This window comes from Citrobacter sp. wls706 (assembly GCF_005281305.1).
Lineage (GTDB): Bacteria > Pseudomonadota > Gammaproteobacteria > Enterobacterales > Enterobacteriaceae > Citrobacter > Citrobacter werkmanii.
Genome location: NZ_SZXG01000030.1, coordinates 437,927 through 461,895, shown reverse-complemented (window position 1 = coordinate 461,895; position 23,969 = coordinate 437,927). Strand labels below are relative to the sequence as shown.

Genomic DNA, 23,969 nt, shown 5'->3' with positions numbered 1-23,969 from the left:
TTAGCCAGCCGCCTTAACGATAAAGGTCACCACACCAAAGATATCCAGCGAATCCTCGCTGCTGATTATGATGGGCGCGTAGGCTCTGTTCTCTGGCCTGAGCATCACAATTGGATGCAATTGCAGACGTTTAACAGTGAATTCTCCCTCAATGGCGGCAATCACGATGTCTCCATGAGCCGGGTTTCTGGCGCTGTCGACAATCAGCAAATCACCCTCACCGATCCCCGCCCCGACCATAGAATCACCCGATGATTTAACAAAATAGGTTGCGCTGGGATGCTGTACCAGCAGGTCATTGAGATCGATACCTTTCTCAACGTAGTCCTGCGCTGGAGAAGGAAAACCACAGGGCACAAGGTCGCTGAACAGGGGAAAATGTTTCGTTTGTCGACGTTTTGCAGGCTGGAAAAACAACATAATAATCGGCCTCTCACTTAACTGTGTTTATATACAGTAGTTTTAATGAGGACGGCGATCAAGTGACGAAAGTAGCGAACTGGGTGTTGTTTAACCATCTCGTCGGTAAGCTTTTATCACGTCTGGAAAAATAATTTCTGTTTTATTCGGCAGAGGAAGACGTTCATTTAGCCGGAACGATAAAGACGAAAGGTATCTCGATTTGAAAGGGGTAAAAAAGCCCCACACTTGCGGGGCGTTACGTCAGGAACGCTTACGCGGCATCATGCGCAGCAGCGTATTATCCTTCCAGAAGTAGTGATGCATCAGGGCAGCCGCGGCATGCAAACCAATAACAAAATAGCCCAGGTTTGCCAGCGTCACGTGCCAGGACTTCAGCATCTCCACGAGGTCAAGGTTGGCTTTTGCCGCATATGGCATAACAATGCCAAATGCAATCCACGGATTCCCCCGGTTGTACATCATCACCAGACCAATAATCGGCAACGCAATAAACAACAGATAGATAACCAGATGCCCCAGATGCGCCATTCCGGTCATCATCGGTTTCGGTTTTGGCACAATCGGCGGCGCCGGATATTTCAGCCTGACCAGCAGACGCGCCACCATCAGCGTTAAAATCGTGATGCCACAGGATACGTGCACCATGTTGAACAAGGGACGATAGCTACGCGGGAAAAACCCGCGAAACTCCATGGCGCTGTAGGCCACAATGACCAACAAAAAAACCAGCCAGTGAATACCAATTTGCAGGCCAGAATACTTATTCCCCATAACACTTCCTGAATAAAAACAATAATGCGTCAACATAACGGGCTTTTGTTAAAAATTCATTAATTTTTGTTCATCCATTATCAGTCAGTTACGTTTAAGCGCAAAAACAGCTATTGCCCCGGATGCCCGACTGGACTATGCCTGGTAGGGAAAATATGTCGTACCGCCTCATCCTGACAGGAGAAAACCATGAGTAAAATTGGCATTAACGGTTTTGGTCGTATCGGTCGTCTGGTATTGCGTCGACTACTGGAGGTCAAAAGCAGCGTGGAGGTCGTCGCCATTAATGACCTGACCTCGCCCAAAATTCTCGCCTATCTGTTAAAACACGACTCAAATTACGGTCCATTTCCCTGGAGTATCGACTTTACCGAAGACGCGCTGATTGTCGACGGTAAAAAAATCGCTGTTTATGCAGAAAAAGAGGCCAAAAATATCCCGTGGAAAACCACCGGCGCAGAGATCATCATCGAATGTACCGGTTTTTATACCTCAACGGAAAAAGCCAACGCGCACCTGGACGCAGGGGCCAAAAAAGTCCTGATATCCGCCCCTGCCGGGGACATGAAAACCATTGTTTTTAACGTGAACGACGACACGATGGATGCGAACGATCGAATTATCTCTGTCGCATCGTGCACCACTAACTGCCTGGCGCCGATGGCGAAAGCCCTGCATGACAACTTCGGTATTCAACTGGGCACCATGACAACCATCCATGCCTACACGGGGACACAATCGCTGGTAGATGGCCCTCGCGGAAAAGATCTGCGCGCCTCGCGGGCGGCGGCAGAGAACATCATTCCCCATACCACCGGTGCGGCGAAAGCGATTGGCCTGGTGATTCCGGCATTGAGCGGAAAATTAAAAGGCCACGCCCAGCGCGTACCGGTGAAAACCGGATCCGTCACGGAACTGGTATCGGTATTGGGTAAAAAGGTTACCGCTGAAGAGGTTAATGACGCGCTGAAAAAAGCCACGCTGAATAATGAGTCATTTGGCTATACCGACGAGGAGATTGTCTCGTCAGATGTGATTGGCTCACATTTCGGTTCGGTATTTGATGCGACACAAACCGAGATTACCGAAGTGGGCGATCTGCAACTGGTAAAAACCGTCGCCTGGTACGATAACGAGTACGGTTTTGTGACCCAACTTATTCGTACGCTGGATAAATTTATCAAGCTCTGACGTTGTGGCGGAGGTCGAATGAACGGGATAGCCGCCAAAGTGTAAGAATTGCGCCGGGTGACGTACAAACTCACCCGGCTAAAAACTTAGGACTGCAGATAAACCACCTGCGTTTGCAGATATTCTTTCAGACCGTGTTTACCGTCTGCCCCGCCAATCCCGGACTTGCGCCACCCTGCGTGGAAGCCCTGCATTGCCTCGAAGTTTTCACGGTTAATATAGGTTTCGCCAAACTTCAGCCCCTTAATCGCTTTCATCGCCGTGTTCAGATTTTGCGTGTAAATCGATGAGGTCAATCCATAATCGCTGTCGTTGGCCATCGTCAACGCCTCTTCCAGCGTATTAAACGCCACCACAGGCAGCACCGGACCAAATGTCTCCTCGTGCATAATCGCCATCTCCTGGCGAACATCTAACAGTAATGTCGGTGGATAGTAATAGCCTTTGCCTTCTACCGCCTTACCGCCCAGCACCACTCTGGCCCCCTCCTGCACCGCTCGCGCAACTTTCTGCTCTACTCGTTCCAGCGCAGCGGCGTTAATCAACGGTCCCATCGCAATGTCATTGCGCTCAGCCGGATTGCCGAACTGTACGGCTTTCATCGCTTCCCCCAGGCGATTAACGAACTGGTCATAAATACCTTTCTGGACGTACACACGTTCGGCACAGTTGCATACCTGTCCGGTATTGATCACCCGTGAGTCAACAATTGCCTTCACGGCCAGTTCAAGGTCAGCATCATCCATCACGATCGCCGGGGCTTTCCCCCCCAGTTCCAGGCAGACTTTAGTGATGTTTTTGGCCGCTGCAGCCATAATTTTCTCGCCCGCGCCAACGCTACCGGTCATGCTGACCATTGCGACTTTCGGGTTTCCGGCCAGTTCCTGGCCGACCGTTTCACCGCGTCCAAGGACCAGATTAAATACCCCGCGCGGCAAGCCGATATCATCAACAATTTTGGCAAAAGCGATGGCATTGTTGGGCGTAAACTCACTCGGTTTAATAACAATGGTATTGCCCGTCAACAGCGCGGGGGCCAGTTTGCGAGCAATCAGGAAGAACGGAAAATTCCACGGTAGAATGCCCGTCGTCACGCCCAGAGCGCGCTTAAACAGCAGGATATTTTCGCCCGGGCGATCGCTTTGCAGGATCTCGCCTTCATAACGACGTGCCCACTCCGCCATGTAATCGATATAATCGGCGGTAAATGCGACTTCAACATCGGCCAGTTGCTGTATTTTCCCACCTTCAGCCACTATCAATGCGCTGATTTCGCTGGCGCGTTGACGGATACCCGCAGATATTTTGCGTAGCCAGTTCGCCCGTTCAATGGCAGGCAGCGCTTCCCATTCAGGCTGAGCGCGCTGGGCGGCGTCTATCGCTTTACGCGCATCTTCGGCACGTCCATCCGGAATACGTGAGATAACCTCTTCCGTGGCCGGATTGACGACATCAATCCAGGCGTCATCGTGCCAGGTCACAAACTGCCCATCGATATACATAGGATGTTGTACGGGTACTGACATGCGCTTCTCCTGTGATTGATTTGTTTTTAACAAGTAAAACTATTGTTAATTAATATCAATCATGCCTGACGAATTATCACGACAGTGACTGTTCTGTGAGCGGCTTCATAAAAGCGCCTGGCAAAGCGATAATGAAAGGAAAAAACGGGCGGGATTTATGCCCGTTTGCAGCAAAACGCTTACAAACGGGCAGCGGAGATCACAGAGAGCGGCTCTCCAGTAAGTCTGACAACGCGGTATCGCTTTTCAGTTGCTGCCAGGCTGCCTCAACGTTACCTGGAATATCCACATGCACGATAAAATCGCGGCCACAGGGACCATAGCCATTAACATCGTCCCGCAGGCGCGGCAACTCTCCGGTAATGAGCGAAAGATAGCGATCTACCGACCATAGTCCTTCGACCGTTGGCGCAAAGTCCACGCCGTCGCGCTGTTGGACCAACTCCGGGACGAATCCCGGGAAACCCAACCAGCGCGGTGCATGCGGCTCATCGCGGGTTACGCGCTGAAACGTGGCCATCGTGCGGCGTTGCATGGTCGGATCCTGTACCACAATGACGGTATGAATGCTTTCTGTCGCCTGGCTCAGTAACGCACAGCTAAATCGGGCATTCTCACCGCAGTTTGTTGACTGGTCTTCCACCCAAATCTTCTCCCCCGGAATGTGCCAGAACTGGTGAGCGATATCGGCAAGGATCGCCGCTTCTGCACGTCCGGTGGTTCGAATAATATTGTAGCGAGGATGTCGGGCAATCGCGTCATACAGAAAGCGCGTGGAATGGCCGATGCCCCCACTAATCAATAAGGGAACCTGTTGGTCTTTCGCGATCCGACAGGCGGCGTCGATGGTCGGGATCACCGCGTTCCCCGCCAGAATTACGCAATCTGACTGAACCGTGATGCCCCCCGTAAAATCGCTCTGCGCCAGCCATTGCCCTACAGTATTAATCGCCGCCAGCGTGGTCGCGGAAAGCGTCGGAAACTGACTCATATTCATGACTCCTGGTGTTTATTCTTTACCGGGTACAGAGGCCGGATGGCGGCTACGCCGTGTCCGGCCTACAGTCCCGCACAGCGTTATCCCGTGATCTGATCCATCGCCTGCAGAATACGTTTATCTGAAATAGGATACGGCGTACCAAGCTGCTGAGCAAAGTAGCTGACGCGCAGCTCTTCTATCATCCAGCGGATCTCTTTGACGTCGTCATCTTCACGGCGTGCAGGCGGCAGTTTATTGAACCATTGCTGCCAGGCCTGCTGCACACTATCCACTTTCAGCATCTGTGCGCGGTCGCGGTGTGGATCGATGGCCAGTTTTTCCAGACGCTTTTCAATAGCCTGCAAATAGCGCAACGTATCGCCGAGACGTTTGAAACCATTGCCGGTAACAAATCCGCGGTACACAAGCCCGCTCATTTGCGCTTTGATATCTGAAAGCCCTAACGCCATGGTCATATCCACACGCCCTTTCAGACGTTTATTGATATTAAACACCGCGGTCAGGATCTGTTCGACCTGCTTCGCGATATCCACCACCGTATCGTTCAGTTCAGCCCGCACCTTCTCATGCAACGCCGCAAAGCCCTCTTCCGTCCACACGGGACCACCATGGGCGTCGATCAACCGATCCACACCGCAGGAGATACAGTCGTCAATCAAATCCAGCACTTTGCCATACGGGTTAAAATACAGCCCCAGCTTGGCTTTGTTAGGCAACTTCTCGTGTAAGTATTTAATCGGCGAAGGAATATTTAACAGCAACAGGCGGCGTAAACCGCACCACATGGCCTGTTGCTGCTCCAGCGGATTATCAAACAATTTGATGGCAACGCTGTCACGCTCATCGACCAGCGCTGGCCACGCTTTTACCTTATAGTTGCCGCGTTTTTGCTCGTAACTTTCCGGAAGCTGCCCGAAGCTCCAGATATGCAACCCGCTCTGTTCGATACCGTCATCCGCCACCGCGGACAGCGTTTCCTGAACCTTACCCTTCAAGGCGTCTTTCAGATCCTGTAGCGAACGCCCTTCCTGTAGCTTCTTGTTCTTATCATCCACCACCCGGAAGGTAATTTTTAGGTGATCGGGTACCTGATCCCAATGCCAGTCATCGCGGTCAACGGTGACACCGGTCATCCGGCGCAGTTCACGTTCCAGCGCGTCCAGCAGCGGCAGTTCCAGCGGCGTCACGCGGCCTAAAAATGCCTCAGCATAGTTCGGAGCAGGCACAAAATTACGTCGTACCGGTTTCGGCAGCGACTTAATCAGGGCGATCACCAGCTCGCGGCGCAGGCCTGGAATTTGCCATTCAAAACCGCTTTCGTCGATCTGATTGAGCAGCGGCAGCGGAATATGCACGGTCACACCGTCCGCATCGGCTCCCGGTTCGAACTGGTAGCTCAAACGCAGTTTGAGATTGCCCTGGTGCCAGAAGTTCGGATAATCCAGCTTACTGATTTTTTCCGCGCCCTCTTTGATAAGCATGCTCTTTTCAAAGTTGAGCAGGTCCGGGGTCTCGCGGGAGACTTTCTTCCACCAGCTATCGAAGTGGCGGGCAGAAACCACATCATGGCTAATACGCTGGTCGTAAAACTCAAACAGCGTCTCATCATCGACCAGGATGTCGCGACGGCGCGATTTATGTTCTAACTCTTCCACCTCCGCCCGCAGCTTCAGGTTGTCACGGAAGAAAGCATGGCGCGTTTGCCAGTCCCCCTCCACCAGCGCATGACGAATGAACAGTTCACGTGACAGCGCCGGGTCGATCTGGCTGTAGTTCACCTTACGGGCGGCAACAATCGGTAAGCCGTAGACGGTGACCTTTTCTGTCGCCATGACCGCGCCCTGCGCGCGTTCCCAGTGCGGTTCGCTGTATGAACGTTTAATCAGATGCTGCGCAACTGGTTCCACCCACTCGGGATCGATACGTGCGGCAATACGTCCCCACAGGCGACTGGTTTCCACCAACTCCGCTACCATCGTCCACTTCGGCGGTTTTTTAAATAGACCGGAGCCCGGAAAGATCGAGAAGCGGGCGTTACGCGCACCGGTAAACTCCTGTTTATCGGCATCTTTCATCCCGATATGCGACAGTAAACCGGTCAACAATGCGACGTGGATTTCCCGGTATTCAGCAGGTTCGCTGTTAACCGGGATCCCTAACTCTTTTACCACCTGGCGCAGTTGCGTGTAGATATCCTGCCATTCACGTACGCGCAGATAATTAAGAAAGTCGACTTTACACTGACGGCGGAACTGGTTTGACGACAACGCTTTTTGCTGCTCGCCGAGGTAATTCCATAAGTTCACAAACGCCAGGAAATCAGACTCTTTGTCATGGAAGCGGCGGTGCTTCTCGTCGGAAGCTTGCTGCTTGTCCATTGGGCGCTCGCGCGGATCCTGAATGGACAGCGCCGAGGTGATGATCATTGCCTCACGCACACAGCCATGTTTTTGCGCTTCCAGCACCATACGCGCCAGACGCGGATCCACCGGCAGTTGCGACAGCTGACGGCCCAACGGCGTTAACTTATAAGCGGTTGCCTGTTCGTCGGTGGTTATCGCCCCCAGCTCTTCGAGCAGGCGCACCCCGTCCTGAATATTGCGTTTATCCGGCGCTTCAACAAACGGGAACGCCGCGATATCCCCCAGCCCCAGCGCGGTCATCTGCAAAATAACGGACGCCAGGTTGGTACGCAGGATCTCCGGATCGGTAAACTCCGGACGCGACAGGAAGTCGTCCTCAGAATACAGACGAATACAGATCCCTTCCGAAACACGACCGCAGCGGCCTTTACGTTGGTTAGCGGAAGCCTGTGACACCGGTTCAATCGGCAAACGCTGGACTTTAGTGCGGTAACTGTAACGACTAATACGCGCAGTGCCCGGGTCAATCACATACTTGATGCCCGGTACGGTCAGAGACGTTTCCGCCACGTTGGTGGCCAGCACAATACGACGACCGCTGTGTGACTGGAATACACGGTTCTGCTCGCTATTGGAGAGACGCGCATACAGTGGCAGCACTTCGGTGTGACGCAAATCCAGCTTATTCAGGGCATCGGCGGTGTCGCGGATTTCACGCTCGCCGCTCATGAAGATCAGTATGTCGCCCTGACTTTCACGCCCTAACTCGTCTACGGCATCAAAAATTGCCTGCAGTTGGTCACGTTCGGTATCATCTGCGTCTTCAACAATCGGTCGATAGCGTACTTCCACCGGATAGGTTCGGCCAGAGACTTCGATAATCGGCGCATTATTGAAATGCTTAGAAAAACGCTCCGGGTCGATAGTCGCCGAAGTGATGATAATCTTTAGATCCGGACGACGCGGCAGAAGTTCTTTCAGGTAGCCAAGCAGAAAATCAATGTTCAGGCTGCGTTCATGCGCTTCATCGATGATGATGGTGTCGTACTGCATTAGCAGCCGATCCTGCTGGATTTCTGCCAGCAGGATACCATCCGTCATCAGCTTAACCATGGTGTTGTCACTAACATGATCGCTAAAACGGACTTTATAACCGATACAGCCGCCCGGCTCGGTTTGCAGCTCTTCCGCGATACGGTTCGCCACAGTACGCGCCGCCAGACGACGCGGCTGGGTATGGCCGATCAGCCCTTTTACCCCGCGTCCCAGCTCCATACAGATTTTCGGCAACTGGGTGGTTTTACCTGAACCGGTCTCACCAGCCACAATCACCACCTGATGGTCGCGAATGGCTTCCAGAATATCCTGTTTTTTCTGGCTGACGGGCAGGTTTTCCGGGTAGCTGATGACCGGACGCGCCGCTTCACGCAGCACAACTTTACCGGCTGCCTGGTCGATCTCTTTTGCCATCTCCTGGTAAATGGCCTGTTGTGCATCAGGATTTTTAACCTTCTTCACGCCGTGCAAACGGCGCGCAAAACGCTGCCTGTCGCGCAGCATCAGCGAGTCCAGCTGTTGTTGCAGCATGTTGAAGGTTAATTTTGGTTGTTCTGTCATAGCGTTAAAAGGCAGAGTTCTGCCGGGTTAAATCTCTTTTAGATGATAGATATAGAGTACCACATCGGGGCTTTTTATGTGTTGTTCAATAATTTCGAACATAGGATTCGATATATTGCGCTATCACTGCGACAGGATTGTGAATAAAGTGTCAACAAGCAACGGGGCACTACCCCTTCAAACACATAAAAGGAAACACCCATGAGCAAGGTATTAGTTCTTAAATCCAGTATTCTGGCAGGGTACTCTCAGTCTGGTCAGTTGTCTGATTATTTTGTTGAACAGTGGCGTGAAAAGCACTCTGCTGATGAAATCACCGTCCGCGACCTGGCTGCAAATCCTGTTCCGGTGCTGGATGGCGAACTGGTGGGTGCGCTGCGCCCAAGCGATGCGCCGCTGACGCCGCGTCAGCAAGAAGCGCTGGCGCTGTCTGACGAGTTGATCGCTGAACTGAAAGCGCATGATGTGATTGTTATCGCCGCGCCGATGTATAACTTCAACATTCCGACGCAACTCAAAAACTACTTTGACCTGATTGCCCGTGCTGGCGTGACCTTCCGTTATACCGAGAAAGGTCCGGAAGGTCTGGTGACCGGTAAACGCGCAGTGGTGCTGACCAGCCGTGGTGGTATTCATAAAGATACGCCGACTGACCTGATCACACCGTACCTGAACGTGTTCCTGGGCTTTATCGGTATCACCGACGTGAACGTTGTCTTTGCTGAAGGTATCGCTTACGGCCCGGAAGTGGCATCTAAAGCACAGTCCGATGCGAAAGCCGCTATCGACAGCGTGGTTGCTGCCTGATAATTCACCCTCTCACCATCCGGTGGGAGGGATTCTCGGTACCTACTTCTTTGCCCGCACATGTACCTGCTTGCCGTGAATGCGATTAATATCACGCCAGATGGTGGCATATTCCCTGCACTTCGCCAGATTTTCTTCCCAGCAATGAAGTAAAAATTGTTCCGGCTCCGCGACATCCCGGCTTAACAGCTTGAACACCCAACGATTCCAGACATACCACTTGAGAAGCCACATGATTTCACTCCACGACGCGACCGGTGTTGAACTATATCAACATCAGTTTGATGCCGTGTGGCAACTATTGCGATGTCGATGAATAATCCGAATGAATGCTATACCAACTGCACGAGCCAGAAAGCCCACTGAACCGCAACCATGCAGAGCGTATGTCGATACTGTTTTAATGCGCCTGACTGGCGATCGGCCAGCGTGAGTGTCTTCAGTCGTTCACGTCGCCAGATAAAGTACAGCGCCTCTCCAGCCTGCGTATTGTTTTGTGCGGTGATCAGCGAAAAATAACGTTCGTCGAGCCATAATCGCCAACAGCCAAACCAGACTATGGCGCATAACAGGGCGATAACGGCTCGCAGTATTCCTGGCGGCGCGACAAAAAGCACCCACGCCAGCGGCGGCAGGGAAAAAAGCAGGATGAAGCGCCAGCTCGCTAACGTATGTCGCAACAAACCACTCTGAAGATCTTCACTTTCTGTTACGTCGTCACTTTCTGTTGCCATTGTTGCAGCATCTCCAGATGTTTATCTGTCAGTACCACCTGTGGCCGACTCGCCCGAATCTGCGCCACGGCGTGCCCTACCGTCGCCGCATGACCGTAACGTAACAACCACGCCGCAACCACCATCGCACTGCGCGAGAGACCTAAGGCACAGTGAACTAGCACCGCATTTTGCGCAGGCACGCTGTGCGGGTAACAGCCGAGATACACGCCAGCCACCACCGGGCTTATCGCAGGCAGACGTCGGGTAAACCAGCGCATCGACAGCCACATTCCCGCTCGCCACGGTAATGACAGCCAGTAAACGGCGGGAGGCAGTTGGCCCTGCGGATCTTTAGCCGTCACCGCTGCGCCGAATCCAGCGTAACCCCACGCAACCATCAGCAATGCCAGCGCAGGCCATAACAACCACGGCGTCAGCAATGCGGCGGTGATAAAACATAATGCTGATCCAAACAGATAACGACGCATCAGCCTCAGGCGAGCAGCATCCGGCTTACACCAGCGCCAGCGGTGTTGTTCCGGGACCAGCCAGTCAATCAGCATCCCTGTCGCCAGACCGGTAATAATATCGATAAAATGATGCTGCCAGGTGGTCAGCACGGATATAGCGATCAGTAAAAACCAGCTATCACATAGCCTGCGCCAGCCGCCGGACAGATAGCGACTGAAGTGCCGCCACAGCAGCCAGCAGAGTATGATATGCAGTGACGGCGACTGGTTATAGGGTAGATCGAACTGTTCCAGTTGTGCGAACAGCCACCCTGCCGCACCGGTCACCTCAGGACGCGTAAAACTAAACTGCAACGGAAACAGTAAAAAGCCGCCGCAGGCAATTATTGATGCCAGCACCAGCCGGAGCACCAGTCGACGCTGCTCGAAACGTGTAGTGCAAACAAACAGAGATAACCCGTAAAAAAGATCCAGACTCCAGTACGGGATGATGGTCCACGGAATAAAAGGAATGGCAGATTCCCAGGCAAAAACGATGCTGCCAACGTTGTGAAATTGAGCATCCTGCCAGGCGGTAAACTGATTCACCTTGCCGTACGTAAGGAAAAAAAAGGGGGCCAACAGCAGTAACCACCCCAGCGCCTGCCCCGTCACTTTACGCTGTTCAGGAAGCACGACGCACCGCCATGGAAACGGTAAAAATACCCCACTCATCAATCAGCTGCGCACACTTCTCAAAGCCCGCTTCGCGGACCAGCGCATCCATTTCACCCTGCGTACGCACACGCATAACCCACGCTTTACCGTCTTTATGACTGGTCAGCGACCAGGCTATCGTTTTAAGCTGCGGGTGCCAGGGCTGTCCGGTGTAAATCAATATTCCGCCCGGCGCTATCGCCTCAGCCAGCCCGGCCAGCGAATTTTTGACCAGTGAATTCTCAGGAAAAAGCTCATACAAACCGGAGACAATCCCCAGAGCAGGACGAGGTTCAAGCGCCGCCAGCTGTTCGCGGTTGAAGGCGTCGCCTTGTTCAAAACGAGCAATCTCAGCCATGCCTCTGCTGGCGATCATTTCCCGGCCTTTATTCACATTCAGTTCGCTGTAATCGCGCAGTAAAATTGAACGTACTGCCTTTTCTCCCTCCAGCGCGTCGAGCACATAACGTCCGTGTCCGGCAGCAATATCCACCACATGCACCGACATGCCCTGCTCCGCCAGCTGTGCAACCGCCTGACTAATCAGCATTTGCAGATGAATTTTACGCTGACGGATCCCTTTCCAGCCTACGCTGTTAAGGTAATTTTTATCGATTAAACGCCCCAGTGCGCTACTGCCCTGCGGCTGATTGCGATAGACGTAATCCAACGTGCTGCCAGAATCAAAACCGGTGTCAAACCCCAGACGAACACCTGCTGATTGCGTCCCCAACAGCTTCATGCCATAGCGCAAACCACGGTAGGCAATGTCGTCAAGAGAATATCGCGCAGGTCCCCCGCTGAGCATCCGCCAGGTATCTGCGCCAGGGCTCCAGCGATCTTCGTTACTGTAATCAAAACGCTGCGGCGGCATGGCGTATAGCGTAGAAATGAAGTCACGCATTTTATCGAACGCCAGATGCCGATCTTTTTCGCCCAGCGTGTCGTGGTAAAACCCCGGCAACACGTGCAGTTCCTTGAGGGGATTTCTCAGGCGCTGATAAAAATCAATTTGCGGCTGGCGATGCACAACGAAATCATCTCCGGACACCAGTAACTGCACTGGTAACGAAATGGCGGCAGCATCGCTGACAATGCGTTCCGCCGTTTTGTAGAGATCCAGCAAGATGTTCACCGCAATAGCCCGGGTGATCTGGGTATCAAGGTTAAAGCTCGCCACACGATCGACGTCATGCGTCAGGTATTTACCCTTAACATAAGAGTTGACGAAAAACAGGCCGCGCAACTGGTGCATCAATGCCAACCCCTGACGGGCAAACGGCACATACAATTTCACTTTGAAGGCCGGAGATGCCAGTACGAGTCCACGAATAGCGGGTGCGTAGTCATGTACCCAGATCGCGGCCAGTACCGCGCCAACGCTCTGCGCCACGACCACCACATCTTCCATTGCGGCATGGCTGTCTGCGGCGGCGAAACGCACAAACTCTTCGACATCCTGAACTGAACGCGCCAAAGAAGGACTATAGCCACGTTGGCCCGGAGAATGGCCATGACCTCGCGCATCCCAGGCATAAAATGTGGTATCCGGCATCGCTAACTCATCCACAATATGCTGTAGGCGCCCGGAATGTTCATGACCACGATGGAACATAACAATCACTTTTGATATCACGCCTGGGGCAGTTGCCGGCCAGTAGCGATAAAACAGTTCGGTACTGTCGCTGGTCAAAAAATGTCGTTCGTCTGGCACGCGTATATCACTCATGCAAATGTAATCCTTTAGTTTGTTGCGCCAACAGCAACAGTTGCTGTCTGAGTTCGTCCATGAAGAGAGATTTATCCCCATGAAAATACAAAGCACTGCCAATATTGACATCAATAAACAGCGGGAGCGGTATACGATTCCCTTTCGCCATGACAGATTCTGTGCCACGTAGCCAGACGGGAATAATCGGTACCTCAGGTACGTGCTGGCTCAGATGCCATAACCCTGACTTCAACGGCGATAATTTTCCAGGCTCTCCCCGCGTCCCTTCCGGAAAGAGGATCAGGATCTTTCCGTCGCGTAATGCCTGTTCACACTGCGCCAGCGGATTGGTTTCTCCGCCCTTTCGCGAGATAGGAATAATGTTGAGAATATTTAGCGCAAACCAGGCCATTGCTTTATTACGCAGGAAATAGTCAGCGGCAGCCACCGGATGAACCAATGACTGCCGGCGCAGCGGAAAGAGCGAAAGCAACGCAAACACATCCATATGGCTGTTGTGATTGGCGACAATAATTGCCGGTCCGCGGGTGGGCAAACGCTCCCGATGTCTGATACGCAGCCCCAGCCACAGCCAAATCACCGGCCAGACGATACACAGCGTAAACAGCGTTCGCAGAATTGAACTCAGCATAAGTTAGTAGCAAAAGTAGCGAATGAAATGGAAAAATACGGGGGCGGTGAAGATCAGAGAGTCAAGCCGATCGAGGATACCGCCATGGCCAGGCAGCAGTGTTCCACTGTCCTTCACGCCAATATCACGTTTGATAGCCGACATCACCACATCGCCACAAAAACCGCTAATACCGATAATAAAGCCAGCCAGTAGCGACAGCGGTATGCTTAGCGGCGTCATCAACGGTCCTAACAACGCGGCCAACAGCGTGGTGGTCGCTACGCCGCCAACCAGTCCCGCCAGCGTCTTATTAGGGCTGACTGTGGGCATCACTTTGATCCGCCCAATCGATTTGCCCCACAGGTACTGCGCGATATCGTTGAATTCCGTTAAGCCAACCAGGAACAGCACCAGCAATGCGCCGGTTTGTTTGCCGTCATCCGGCAGAACCAGCAAAAACGCGACATGGCTGAAGGCAAAAACGGTGGTCATCAGGCTCCAGTGGTGCTGCGAAGCGTAGCGCAAGAACCCCTGCGTATCGCCCGCAATGACCATTCGTACGGGTAAGAATAAGAATGCGTATACCGGGATAAACACCACAAACATGCCGTACCAATTGATGCCAATCAGCCAGTAGTTAATCGGGATAGCAATAAACATCCACAGCAGTGGCATGCGATCGGTTTGGCGCGAAGGCGTCAGCGTCAAAAACTCTTTTAGCGCCATAAAACTTACCAATGCGAAAAAAGTTAACGCCAGCCAGTTTGGGCTTAAAATAGCCAGAGAAAACAGTACGATGATTATCCACCAGGTGCGAATGCGTAGCGTCAGCTCCCGCCAGTCTTTGCCTGGACGTAGCCACACCAGCAAACCATTCACCGCTGTTGCGACCAACAACAGCGCGAAAATAACCGCGAGGGATTTTTCCAGCAGCATCATTTCACGCCCTCTTCGCGTAATGCACTTTTACAGCGGTTAATCACTGTCCAGATCAGCAAAAATATGGCTACCCCAAAGAGGATATTGTTCCACTGCACTAGCTGCGGCCAAAGCGAGAGCGCCAGCCCCCACGTACCAAATACCAGCGCTCTGTCGCTTTTACCCAACGGCCCGGCATAGCTGCGGACGCCATTAATCGTTTGCGCCAGAACGCCACAGAACTCCGTCATCACCGTACAGAACAGCATCACGATAACCATCAGTCCGTTGCTGCCTGGAAGCAGCATAAATGGCAGATAAAGCGCAAGATCGGAAAGAATATCTCCACTCTCATTAAGAATGGCCCCAAGGCGTGATTGTTGATTGCATTCACGCGCCAACATGCCGTCCAGCGCGTTAAGCGCCATCCGTATAAACAATACGCCAGGCAAGAGAATAAAATATTGAGGATGGGGAAAAACGACCAGCACGGCGCCGGTCACAATAGAAAGCGCCATCGCGGCAAGAGTAACGTGATTTGCTGTGACGCCTTTTTTATGAAGCCTGAACATTAATGGGCGTAAAAGCGCCTGAAAAGCGGGCTTTATCTGATAAAGCGTCATCATCACTCCTTGATAATAATTGAGTGAACTATAGTGTATTAATTAATCGCTGCCGCCTATTACTTTTTAGCGAGACAATTGAAAATCGGATTTTATAAACAACAATCCATTATTTTTTCAACCACTTACCGTTTATACCTTGCACATACTCCCCCGGTTTAGCGCGAGCAACTAACTTCTGCCCGGCCATTTTTGCCACTTCGTCTGGCGGAATATTATTGCTCTCAGCCAGCTGCTGATAACTGGCGCTTCGCGCCTTATTAATCTCACTCACCAGCGCCTGCGTTTCAGCATCGGTTTGTAATGCCACCAGATAACCATTAAGTGTTTCCCCCACCCGCCCCTGGGTTCTGGCTTCATTCAGGGTCAACGCCCACGCATTGCTGGTGATAAAACTCAGCGCCACCAGGATCGCTGCAAGCTGTTTTTTCATCATTACCTCAGAACAGATCGCTGCGCGATTTCAATAAGCTCTCAACGTCTTTATCAACTTTGATATGGATTTCATGCTCAATTTTGACGTTCATATTAATCGTGATCGGCTCTTTTGGCGCAGCCACTTCGATTCTTGGGGTACAACCTACCACCAGAGATGAAGCCAGCAAACTCAGCATGGCGGCTATCGTTTTCATTGTTGTTCCTCACATTCCTTGCCTTCCAGGCAATGGGTTTCCGGCAGCGCTGCATTTTGCTCAAGCCATGCCTGTAAATTGTCACCAAAACGCAAACTGCGCCATAGCGTAAAGATGTTTTCCTCGTGGGTGTAATTCAAATTAACCGTACCCACTTTGCCATCGACTCGACTATTGCCAGTAACGGTTGCCTGCATCGTTAAGACGCCCAGGTTATCCAGGTTTATTTTCGTCCAGGAATGGGTTATTTCCATATAGCGCAGCCAGTTAATTGCCGCGCCAGCCGCCATATTATCTTTAACGACGGCATCCGCCGTGTCTTTATCAATGCGCAGCGTCATTGGGCCTGGGTTGGTTAACCAGCCGTCTTTGATGATCCACTTTTCGTTATCTAACCATAATGGCAACGCGCCACTGACCGGACCCGACATGGCGAATTGCTTGGGGTTAACCGCGCTAATAAACTCGCTGGAGGAGATATTCTGCACCCGTAATAAGGCTGGGTCGTGCTGTGGCATCCGCAGTTGCTGCATGATGACTTTGCCTCCCAGCAGTTCGGCGCTGACATCGCTCAGCAGTAATGGATTGCCTTCACTCCAGGGGTACGCGCCCTGCAGATCGGCAGTAATATTTTTCACCGTCACCTGATTCACGACTTCCGCAATACGCAGTGAAACAGGCCCACGCGTACCCAGTTGCCATGCGCCTTCGCTAAACCGAAACGGCAAGATAAAATCGACGCCATTAATTTGGTTATCAGGCATCCAGGCGCTACCGCCTTTTAATACCCCATGACCGCCTGCTTCAAAGCCCTGTTCCGGCGCGGCCGAGAATGCGACCTGCGCATAGAGATCACCTTCACGCAGTTTCATTTTCCAGTCAGGCGGGATCAGCGGCTGGAACACGGTGAGTGATTGTTTTGGCCACCAGGCCTGCCCGCGCAGACGGATCCCGTCCCAACGACCATTTAGCTGTACGGGGCCAATCGCACCCGCATGAAGCTGGCCCTTGAACTGGAAAATCGTCGGGTCGCTGCCTTCCACGCTGAACTTTAGCGTTGAGGGAGGTAAGACGCTTCCGCCGGTGAAGACGGTTTTTCCTGCGTCCAGTGATAGTGCGCCGCTAAACGTCGGTTTGGTCGCGTCCCGTACCCAGACGATCGGCTCATCCATTACCAGGCGTGGATTTTCCACCGTCATGGTGCCGTATTGCAGGTGATCAAATCCGGTGGAGAGATCAAAGAGCTTCAGCGTGTTGTCATGCCATTCCCCCTTACCCGCCACGTCCCAGCGAGCATGCATCGGCGTAAAGCTGCCTTCGCCCCAGTAGCGCCATTGCCAACGACCGGCATCAGGAAGAAAATCATTTGCCAGACCATCCAGATGCAGTTCAAAGCCCCCCATCAGGTTTTCATGCGCACGCAAAATAGCCTGTAGACGGCCATCCACCCCGCGTTGTGTTACCTTTACGCCCGCCAACGGCCAACGAATCTCGTCAATATCCAGCGAATCAATTACCCGCCCCCGCGAACGCAACAGCGCCCCTGGCTCAAACGCCAGTTGTGGATCGTTCAGGCTACCGGTGAGTTTGGCGGGTAATTTTGCGTAGAAGATCAGATCGCCCTGTTTCGCTTCGCCGATCAGCTGTAACGGCATCTCGTTATTATCGATACCCAACTTACCTGGCCCCAGCGTTAAAACGGCATTTCCTTTACCTGCATCGCCTTGCGTCAGAATGTTCAGACGCCCGCTCACCACGGCGTTTTCCAGCCCTGCCTGCCAGTTTTCAACTTTCATGCCCAGCCGCCCGCTTAGCGGGAATCCCTGATAAGGCCAGTTCCAACGACCATCGCTGATGGTCAACTGCTGGCGGGTTATTTCCCACGGAAGATCGAGCAGTGGATCGGCACTATCCCGCGCCATGACGATCAGTTGTCCGCTGTTTTCTTGCCACTCCAGTTCGGCATCCACAAGCGTGGGTTCCTGCGGCAAGCTCAGCGTCGCAACGGCATGACCGCTCACTGGTAACCCATCCGGAACCAGCGGCATAGTAAATTCACCGACCAGTTTTACCGGCGGTTGCCCTTCAAATGCAGCGACATCCAGCTCATTTACCGTGAGATTTTGCCCATGCAGACGCCCCTGGAATTTAACCTTTTCACCCTGGTAGCGCAGTTGCTGAGTGGCGGGCGTTAGCGAAAGCGACAGTTTCCCCTGCCATTCCTGCCAGGGAGAAAGAATAAGTTTGTCGATGTTAATCCAGGTATTGGGCAGCATCGATTGCCATTCAGCCAGCGTTTTGGGTGCTGCCGGAGACGCTTCTGTCTGCGGTAATTTGGCCAGGCAAGCGGAATCCAGCTCAATTGTCCCAACATTGAGCAACCAGCGGCTGGGATGGGACAGGTCCGCCTGAGTAATGCGCGCCAGCGGGCAATCATCGACCAGATAGCGGAGTTCCGGGATATGCAGCCCATGCCGTGTCAGCCGTGGACTCTCATCCAGCGCGATACGTGTCCCCACAGGTAACCAGACGCCCACCAGGGTCGGGACCCACAAGCCAAGCGTCATCACCAGCGTCAGCGGCACGAGAATCAATAATAAAAGGAGTGCCAGAACGGCTTTATATTTACCCTTCATGGGTAGTTAATATCCTGATTTAGCAAAATTTAAGCCGGTTTAGGCCTGTATTGTGGCATGTTTAACTAAACATGCCCACCTTAAGAATAGATGCCATTGAAATATATGTAATATTTATAGGTTGTGGGTAATAAAAAATAGTGGTCTCTCAGGGAGGTACTCCTGTACCATATCCGTCAGTAACGCAGAAAACCGACCATTTTTTTCCCTATTCGTCCTATGCCGTGCCTCATTTCTGGTGAAAGGCAATGCCCAATAATTTGTCGAGTACAATATTAACCAGCGAAATAGCAATCTTCTCAACCTGAGCTCTTGCTGTAATTGCCACCGTATTTTTATATTGTCGCAGTAGTTGATCTCTGGCGTAGAGCAACGCCTCCAGTTCACTGTCACTCAGTTTTCCCTGCCCACGAAGACGCAGCCAGTATGCAACTTTCTTACCGGTATCGTTTATTACCTCATTCGTATCTTTTGCAGCTGAGAGCAAGAGCGCTTTCAGTTGTTCTTTAATGGATTCAGCAACCTCATTTTTAATCGCATTCATGGCATCATCAATATCTGACATTTTTCATCCCCTATTTTACAACAGACCCCACGCGGGAGCTTTCTCCCCGAATGGCCAGATCGTAGTTCAACTTAACTACATCGATTTTTTCGTTCACATAGGCGACGCTAAATAACTTTTTATCCTTCATCGCCATTCGGCAATCACTCTCAAAGACATTATCGAGGTAATGAATAGCCCGTACACGTGAGTCATCATGCTTGCCTGCAGCATATTCAGTCGCTTCACGGAACTTGAGGTCCCCGGTATCGCAGGTAGCCTTTACCTTAGTTTCATCAAAGGTATTCCCGGGTTTAGCTGTATTATCTTCGAGAAATTTAAGGTGGAACGCCTTCAAATTTGTGAAGTTCTGGTACGCTCCTGCATCGTAGTGTGAAACGAATAAGGCACACCCACTCAGTAAAAGGAAAGTGCACAACATCATCCGGGCAGCGGAATTAAGCACTATATTAGATCGTTTCATTTTTCACTCTCCGCGATACCCCATGATGGCAAACAGCGTTTCCCCTCCTTGTACATCGCTGGCAAGGAACCCGTCGGCGGTGAGCGCCAACGGGCGTCGCGTCACCGAATTACCAACATTACCGCCAATAATTTCAATCTCATTAGTGCCAACGGAAACAACTAAGTCGGTGTGACTACTGTAGTTGCCCAGATGCTGATGATCGTAATCAACGACTTTGTCGGGATCTCTGTCCCAACAGACTAAATCCCCCACCTGCGGTTTATGCTCATTCAGCCTGTATCCCCAGTACAACGCTTTGGCATTGCCCTGATTTCTGTCGCGAATCGATTTGCTGATGTACGTCGCATGCGAAGCGGAGTAGGAAAAACGCTCCCCCGCGCCAGCCTGACGCATGGCCCATGAAATAAACGCCGCCGACCACGGCCAGTCATGATCTCGCCCGTCCAGATCGTCCCGCCCGATTTTTGCCCAATACAGGCCAACACGTTGCCACCAGCCATCCTCACCCTCTTTGTGTCCGGAATGAAGAAGGCCACCATTGCGGTTGTAGCGCTGCTCGCCAAAAAACAGCCACTCGTCAGTTGCGATCGACGCGGCGTTATCCGCAAAACCAGAGACGGGTGTTTCCTCGCCAAAATACGGAACGCTGGGTTGTTCCACCGGAGGTAGCGACGTCTGAGTGATTGATATATCAGGTGATGGCCCGACGAGTATACCGTTGGCATTAATGGGGACCTGTGAAAGATCCCAGTTGCCGCGATCTATTTCAAATCGCAAACATTTTGTACGATAAACGGTAGGATGAAGTTCGGGGTTGCTATGGTTGGCTAACCATGAATTTCTCACTTCAACATACTGGGAAATCCAGGTATGTTCATCACCCCCGCTGGCTGGAGGCACTTCACGAAACTGGGCGCGCAAGAACGTCAAAATAGCGCCGCTATGAACAAATGAGTCATAGATGACCAGAAGTGAAAGCGCATCTTTAAAACCAAAGTCCTGTGCCCATTTCAGCGCAGGCAGATAGTAGCGCTCATCAAAGAACCGATCCTGTACCGATTTCATTATCGGATCATCGCGCCCTGCTCGTCGTAATAAGTCTTTAAACGGTTCATTGTCAACCAGTGCGATATTACCTATCTTTGGAACAAACGGAGCAATATCGGCACTGAATCGCCCATTTTCATTAACGTAACGGGTCACCAGATCCTGCAATTTGCTGTATTCCGTAGTTTGTGAACGACCGTAAGTGATCTGCCTGATCCCGTGAGGGCCATCATGGAATATCGCGATAGCCGAGTAATCACCTTCGGCCGAGCCGGTTTCAAACGCATTCAGGACTCGTTCACAGAGACTTTTCTGTGCTGGCGTAAGTATCATAAAACCACCCTTTATCGATATTAATGGCTGTTCTTACCGCTATTTTTTCGTACTGTCGGGTTTATCCGGTTCCGCTGGCTTTGGCCCAGTGGAACGGACCTGCATTACGCGTTGAAGAATGTCGAACCAGAAAGGACCGCCGAGAGAGACAGCGAAAACAGTGATCAGTAAACCCACGACTTTCGTAAGCCAGGCCTTCCAATCGTCCGGCCACGTCTTCCATCCCAGTTCGAGTCCAGCAGATTTCAAATCTGCAACGGCATCGTCATATTTTTTAGAGGCTGTTTTTACTGCTGCTGTTGGCAGTTGTGTACAGTAATCCGTCATGTTGTTATTCACGCATTGAGTTTGTTTTTTTGCCTCATCGACTTTTTGTTGGGCGAGTGTCACCAATTTTTCTCGTACTGCAGAATCGGAGGCCAGCACCATCGAAAGATTCAGGCTGTCAATATTTCCGCCTGCCACGAGGAGTACAGCGATGATGAAAGTCATGAATTGAGTTCTGCGTTTGTACCAGCCGGAGGAACGGTCCATTACCGCATCAAACTGTTTTGCAACCGCATCGCGAAAGCTGACTGCATCATTGCCTGCCTGAGCCACCAATGTTTCGAGAATGCCTTTAATACGATTACTTTCCGCAGTACCCGGCAGTGAACTGATTCCGGAAGAAATCGTTGTCATTGCGTTTTTCCCCACCACCAACGCTTCCACAACCCGGGCAACTATTTCAGAGGGAATATAAGAAGGACGCCCATGTTTGCCTTGGCTAAGCGATTGAACCATTGGATGCTCAAAAAATTGGGTAATAAATTGCTCATCAGGCGCTAACTCTCCTGAAAACAATTCATCCAGTGCCGCGACAAGGTTTTTACTACGCAGATTGGTCCAGGCTGAAATCGCTTCAACAATGGCGGTGCATGCTATTGCAAAGACGAAATAAATGGTCATCAACCCAATCAGAACATCGAGTGTCTCAAGCCCAAACATACCGTTTTCCTCACTACCACAAGTGTCAGGTCAACCGGAAGCTGAAAGTCGCGCAGATTCCTCCCTGAGAATATGGCTCTCATGCGGTGAATGATCGGTAAGAGGTTCGTCGTAAATGAAGATGACAAATCACTCAGAAGTCGCACGCCGTCCGGGGAAGTAAAAACAGTTGTTGAAATCGCGTAACCTGCCCACACTAACAAAAGATACGCTTCCAACATTCATTACTTCTATGACTATCAATAACTTTTTAGATTTTGTAAAATAATTTGAATTGAACTAATGTGACGTCAAAATCACTGGAGAAAGTCTTATGAAACTCGCCATCTATAGTACAAAACAGTACGACAAAAAGTATCTGCAGCAGGTTAACGAGGCTTTTGGTTTTGAACTTGAATTTTTTGACTTTCTGCTGACGGAGAAAACAGCTAAAACAGCCCATGGTTGCGAAGCGGTATGCATCTTCGTCAACGATGATGGCAGCCGACCGGTTCTGGAAGAACTGAAAAAGCTGGGTGTGAAATATATCGCCCTGCGCTGTGCCGGGTTCAATAACGTCGATCTCGACGCGGCAAAAGAGCTGGGTCTGCAGGTGGTACGCGTCCCGGCCTATTCGCCTGAAGCCGTCGCTGAGCATGCGATTGGCATGATGATGACCCTGAACCGCCGTATTCATCGCGCGTATCAACGTACCCGTGATGCCAACTTCTCTCTTGAAGGGCTGACCGGCTTTACCATGTATGGCAAAACGGCTGGGGTGATCGGTACCGGTAAAATCGGTATTGCTGCGCTGCGGATCCTGAAAGGTTTTGGTATGCGCCTGCTGGCGTTCGATCCCTACCCAAGCGCCGCGGCTCTGGAATTAGGCGTGGAATATGTCGATCTTAAAACGCTGTTTGCTGAGTCCGACGTTATCTCCCTGCACTGCCCGTTAACGCCGGAAAATTATCATCTGCTCAATCAGGAAGCCTTTGAGCAAATGAAAAACGGCGTGATGATTATTAACACCAGTCGTGGGGCGCTGATCGATTCACAAGCGGCTATCGATGCTCTGAAAAACCAGAAAATTGGCTCTTTGGGAATGGACGTATATGAAAACGAACGCGACCTGTTCTTTGAAGATAAATCCAATGATGTGATACAGGATGATGTGTTCCGCCGTCTGTCAGCCTGTCATAACGTGCTATTTACCGGGCATCAGGCGTTTCTGACCGCCGAAGCGTTGACCAGCATTTCTGAAACGACTCTGCAAAATCTGAAACAAATCGCCAAAGGCGAAACCTGTCCAAATGCCCTCTTCTAATCCTTGTGCCCCCCTGGCTTTAGGGGGGCATTTTCAGATAATTGCCGATGATAAAATAGTCAGTATCATTATTATATTAAATGTATTCCGGTCACGAACTTAGAGAATTTTAATGAAGAAAGTTGTCACGTTAATTGCCCTCAGCACGCTGATGGCCGGCTGTGTGAACAGTGGAAAAGTTTCCGTCAATCGCGACCAGTTACAGCATCACCGTTTCGTTTTGCAGAGCGTGAATGGTAAAGCTGTTACCGTCGCCAACAACCCACCCGAATTGAGTTTTGGCGAAAACATGACGGTATCGGGAAAGATGTGTAATCAATTCCACGGTCAGGGCAAGCTGTCCGACGGCGAGTTGAAAGTGAAAGATATGGCAATGACCCGCATGATGTGCGCCGATCCACAGCTTAACGCGCTCGACGGCATCGTCAGCGAAATGTTTAAGCAAGGCGCACAGGTCGATTTGACTGCTGACCAGTTGACACTGGCGACGGCAGAACAAACGCTGACGTATAAACTTGCGGATTTAATGTAATA

23 protein-coding genes are annotated in these 23,969 nt (G+C 51.6%); 4 read left to right on the top strand and 19 right to left on the bottom strand.

Features of this window, described 5'->3' with window-relative positions; all coding sequences use genetic code 11:
• Positions 1-420, bottom strand: coding sequence for a translesion error-prone DNA polymerase V autoproteolytic subunit (locus FDW92_RS10160; protein WP_042308234.1), 420 nt, complete (start codon positions 418-420; stop codon positions 1-3).
• Positions 421-663: 243 nt separating this feature from the next.
• Positions 664-1,194, bottom strand: coding sequence for a cytochrome b561 (gene cybB / locus FDW92_RS10155; protein WP_042308232.1), 531 nt, complete (start codon positions 1,192-1,194; stop codon positions 664-666).
• Positions 1,195-1,383: 189 nt separating this feature from the next.
• On the opposite strand from cybB, the gene gap reads away from it, so the two are divergent.
• Positions 1,384-2,385: a type I glyceraldehyde-3-phosphate dehydrogenase gene (gene gap, locus FDW92_RS10150; protein WP_042308230.1), complete on the top strand. Its 1,002-nt coding sequence runs from the start codon at positions 1,384-1,386 to the stop codon at positions 2,383-2,385.
• 86 nt (positions 2,386-2,471) lie between these two features.
• Here the strand turns inward: gap and aldA are convergent, their stop codons facing one another.
• The 3 genes from aldA to hrpA all read right to left on the bottom strand — a co-directional run bounded on the left by aldA (position 2,472) and on the right by hrpA (position 8,891).
• Complete coding sequence (aldA, locus tag FDW92_RS10145; protein WP_042308228.1) at positions 2,472-3,911, bottom strand: aldehyde dehydrogenase; 1,440 nt, start codon at positions 3,909-3,911, stop codon at positions 2,472-2,474.
• A gap of 199 nt (positions 3,912-4,110) precedes the next feature.
• Positions 4,111-4,908 carry a YdcF family protein gene (locus FDW92_RS10140; RefSeq protein WP_170976158.1) on the bottom strand — a complete coding sequence of 266 codons (798 nt, stop codon included), beginning with the start codon at positions 4,906-4,908 and terminating at the stop codon, positions 4,111-4,113.
• Between the two features lie 80 nt (positions 4,909-4,988).
• The gene (gene hrpA, locus FDW92_RS10135; RefSeq protein ID WP_042308223.1) at positions 4,989-8,891 is read right to left on the bottom strand and encodes an ATP-dependent RNA helicase HrpA; all 3,903 of its coding nucleotides are present in this window, start codon (positions 8,889-8,891) and stop codon (positions 4,989-4,991) included.
• Positions 8,892-9,092: 201 nt separating this feature from the next.
• On the opposite strand from hrpA, the gene azoR reads away from it, so the two are divergent.
• Positions 9,093-9,698 (top strand): FMN-dependent NADH-azoreductase, encoded by a 606-nt coding sequence (gene azoR, locus FDW92_RS10130; protein WP_006684422.1) that lies wholly within the window; start codon positions 9,093-9,095, stop codon positions 9,696-9,698.
• 42 nt (positions 9,699-9,740) lie between these two features.
• Here azoR and FDW92_RS10125 read toward each other — a convergent pair whose 3' ends face one another.
• The 14 genes from FDW92_RS10125 to FDW92_RS10060 form a co-directional block, all read right to left on the bottom strand.
• On the bottom strand, positions 9,741-9,932 hold the full coding sequence (locus FDW92_RS10125) for a hypothetical protein (protein WP_042308220.1): 192 nt from the start codon (positions 9,930-9,932) through the stop codon (positions 9,741-9,743).
• A gap of 98 nt (positions 9,933-10,030) precedes the next feature.
• Positions 10,031-10,432, bottom strand: a complete 402-nt coding sequence (locus FDW92_RS10120) for a hypothetical protein (protein ID WP_042308219.1) — start codon at positions 10,430-10,432, stop codon at positions 10,031-10,033.
• Positions 10,408-11,559, bottom strand: coding sequence for a phosphatase PAP2/dual specificity phosphatase family protein (locus FDW92_RS10115; RefSeq protein ID WP_042308217.1), 1,152 nt, complete (start codon positions 11,557-11,559; stop codon positions 10,408-10,410). The genes FDW92_RS10120 and FDW92_RS10115 overlap by 25 nt, the downstream gene beginning before the upstream one ends.
• Positions 11,549-13,309: a bifunctional alpha/beta hydrolase/class I SAM-dependent methyltransferase gene (locus tag FDW92_RS10110; RefSeq protein ID WP_042308215.1), complete on the bottom strand. Its 1,761-nt coding sequence runs from the start codon at positions 13,307-13,309 to the stop codon at positions 11,549-11,551. Before FDW92_RS10110 ends, FDW92_RS10115 begins: the two co-directional genes overlap by 11 nt.
• Complete coding sequence (locus FDW92_RS10105; RefSeq protein WP_042308214.1) at positions 13,302-13,943, bottom strand: lysophospholipid acyltransferase family protein; 642 nt, start codon at positions 13,941-13,943, stop codon at positions 13,302-13,304. Before FDW92_RS10105 ends, FDW92_RS10110 begins: the two co-directional genes overlap by 8 nt.
• A gap of 3 nt (positions 13,944-13,946) precedes the next feature.
• Positions 13,947-14,864: a phosphatidate cytidylyltransferase gene (locus FDW92_RS10100; RefSeq protein ID WP_042308212.1), complete on the bottom strand. Its 918-nt coding sequence runs from the start codon at positions 14,862-14,864 to the stop codon at positions 13,947-13,949.
• Positions 14,861-15,466 (bottom strand): CDP-alcohol phosphatidyltransferase family protein, encoded by a 606-nt coding sequence (locus FDW92_RS10095; protein WP_042308211.1) that lies wholly within the window; start codon positions 15,464-15,466, stop codon positions 14,861-14,863. Before FDW92_RS10095 ends, FDW92_RS10100 begins: the two co-directional genes overlap by 4 nt.
• A 109-nt stretch (positions 15,467-15,575) precedes the next feature.
• A complete protein-coding gene (locus FDW92_RS10090) occupies positions 15,576-15,899 on the bottom strand; it encodes a YdbL family protein (protein ID WP_042308209.1) in 324 nt (107 codons plus the stop codon).
• A 7-nt stretch (positions 15,900-15,906) separates the two neighbouring features.
• Positions 15,907-16,098 (bottom strand): YnbE family lipoprotein, encoded by a 192-nt coding sequence (locus FDW92_RS10085; RefSeq protein WP_042308207.1) that lies wholly within the window; start codon positions 16,096-16,098, stop codon positions 15,907-15,909.
• A complete protein-coding gene (locus FDW92_RS10080; RefSeq protein WP_042308205.1) occupies positions 16,095-18,734 on the bottom strand; it encodes a YdbH family protein in 2,640 nt (879 codons plus the stop codon). The genes FDW92_RS10085 and FDW92_RS10080 overlap by 4 nt, the downstream gene beginning before the upstream one ends.
• A 229-nt stretch (positions 18,735-18,963) precedes the next feature.
• Complete coding sequence (locus FDW92_RS10075; RefSeq protein WP_042308203.1) at positions 18,964-19,299, bottom strand: hypothetical protein; 336 nt, start codon at positions 19,297-19,299, stop codon at positions 18,964-18,966.
• 10 nt (positions 19,300-19,309) lie between these two features.
• Positions 19,310-19,762 (bottom strand): hypothetical protein, encoded by a 453-nt coding sequence (locus FDW92_RS10070; RefSeq protein ID WP_042308202.1) that lies wholly within the window; start codon positions 19,760-19,762, stop codon positions 19,310-19,312.
• Positions 19,763-19,765: 3 nt separating this feature from the next.
• The gene (locus FDW92_RS10065) at positions 19,766-21,145 is read right to left on the bottom strand and encodes a DUF2272 domain-containing protein (RefSeq protein ID WP_072014742.1); all 1,380 of its coding nucleotides are present in this window, start codon (positions 21,143-21,145) and stop codon (positions 19,766-19,768) included.
• A gap of 39 nt (positions 21,146-21,184) precedes the next feature.
• Entirely contained in the window at positions 21,185-22,132 is a 948-nt protein-coding gene (locus FDW92_RS10060) for a hypothetical protein (protein WP_042308200.1), read from the bottom strand.
• Positions 22,133-22,445: 313 nt separating this feature from the next.
• Here FDW92_RS10060 and FDW92_RS10055 point away from each other — a divergent pair, with 313 nt between their 5' ends.
• Positions 22,446-23,435, top strand: a complete 990-nt coding sequence (locus FDW92_RS10055) for a 2-hydroxyacid dehydrogenase (RefSeq protein WP_042308196.1) — start codon at positions 22,446-22,448, stop codon at positions 23,433-23,435.
• 112 nt (positions 23,436-23,547) lie between these two features.
• On the top strand, positions 23,548-23,967 hold the full coding sequence (hslJ, locus tag FDW92_RS10050; RefSeq protein ID WP_042308195.1) for a heat shock protein HslJ: 420 nt from the start codon (positions 23,548-23,550) through the stop codon (positions 23,965-23,967).
• Positions 23,968-23,969: the final 2 nt, after the last annotated feature.

Bases quoted from the DNA above. Each gene is read 5' to 3' on its own strand.
- FDW92_RS10160 (WP_042308234.1), bottom strand. From the start codon at position 420: ATGTTGTTTTTCCAGCCTGCAAAACGTCGACAAACGAAACATTTTCCC.
- cybB (WP_042308232.1), bottom strand. From the start codon at position 1,194: ATGGGGAATAAGTATTCTGGCCTGCAAATTGGTATTCACTGGCTGGTT.
- gap (WP_042308230.1), top strand. From the start codon at position 1,384: ATGAGTAAAATTGGCATTAACGGTTTTGGTCGTATCGGTCGTCTGGTA.
- aldA (WP_042308228.1), bottom strand. From the start codon at position 3,911: ATGTCAGTACCCGTACAACATCCTATGTATATCGATGGGCAGTTTGTG.
- FDW92_RS10140 (WP_170976158.1), bottom strand. From the start codon at position 4,908: ATGAATATGAGTCAGTTTCCGACGCTTTCCGCGACCACGCTGGCGGCG.
- hrpA (WP_042308223.1), bottom strand. From the start codon at position 8,891: ATGACAGAACAACCAAAATTAACCTTCAACATGCTGCAACAACAGCTG.
- azoR (WP_006684422.1), top strand. From the start codon at position 9,093: ATGAGCAAGGTATTAGTTCTTAAATCCAGTATTCTGGCAGGGTACTCT.
- FDW92_RS10125 (WP_042308220.1), bottom strand. From the start codon at position 9,932: ATGTGGCTTCTCAAGTGGTATGTCTGGAATCGTTGGGTGTTCAAGCTG.
- FDW92_RS10120 (WP_042308219.1), bottom strand. From the start codon at position 10,432: ATGGCAACAGAAAGTGACGACGTAACAGAAAGTGAAGATCTTCAGAGT.
- FDW92_RS10110 (WP_042308215.1), bottom strand. From the start codon at position 13,309: ATGAGTGATATACGCGTGCCAGACGAACGACATTTTTTGACCAGCGAC.
- FDW92_RS10105 (WP_042308214.1), bottom strand. From the start codon at position 13,943: ATGCTGAGTTCAATTCTGCGAACGCTGTTTACGCTGTGTATCGTCTGG.
- FDW92_RS10100 (WP_042308212.1), bottom strand. From the start codon at position 14,864: ATGATGCTGCTGGAAAAATCCCTCGCGGTTATTTTCGCGCTGTTGTTG.
- FDW92_RS10095 (WP_042308211.1), bottom strand. From the start codon at position 15,466: ATGACGCTTTATCAGATAAAGCCCGCTTTTCAGGCGCTTTTACGCCCA.
- FDW92_RS10090 (WP_042308209.1), bottom strand. From the start codon at position 15,899: ATGAAAAAACAGCTTGCAGCGATCCTGGTGGCGCTGAGTTTTATCACC.
- FDW92_RS10085 (WP_042308207.1), bottom strand. From the start codon at position 16,098: ATGAAAACGATAGCCGCCATGCTGAGTTTGCTGGCTTCATCTCTGGTG.
- FDW92_RS10080 (WP_042308205.1), bottom strand. From the start codon at position 18,734: ATGAAGGGTAAATATAAAGCCGTTCTGGCACTCCTTTTATTATTGATT.
- FDW92_RS10075 (WP_042308203.1), bottom strand. From the start codon at position 19,299: ATGTCAGATATTGATGATGCCATGAATGCGATTAAAAATGAGGTTGCT.
- FDW92_RS10070 (WP_042308202.1), bottom strand. From the start codon at position 19,762: ATGAAACGATCTAATATAGTGCTTAATTCCGCTGCCCGGATGATGTTG.
- FDW92_RS10065 (WP_072014742.1), bottom strand. From the start codon at position 21,145: ATGATACTTACGCCAGCACAGAAAAGTCTCTGTGAACGAGTCCTGAAT.
- FDW92_RS10060 (WP_042308200.1), bottom strand. From the start codon at position 22,132: ATGTTTGGGCTTGAGACACTCGATGTTCTGATTGGGTTGATGACCATT.
- FDW92_RS10055 (WP_042308196.1), top strand. From the start codon at position 22,446: ATGAAACTCGCCATCTATAGTACAAAACAGTACGACAAAAAGTATCTG.
- hslJ (WP_042308195.1), top strand. From the start codon at position 23,548: ATGAAGAAAGTTGTCACGTTAATTGCCCTCAGCACGCTGATGGCCGGC.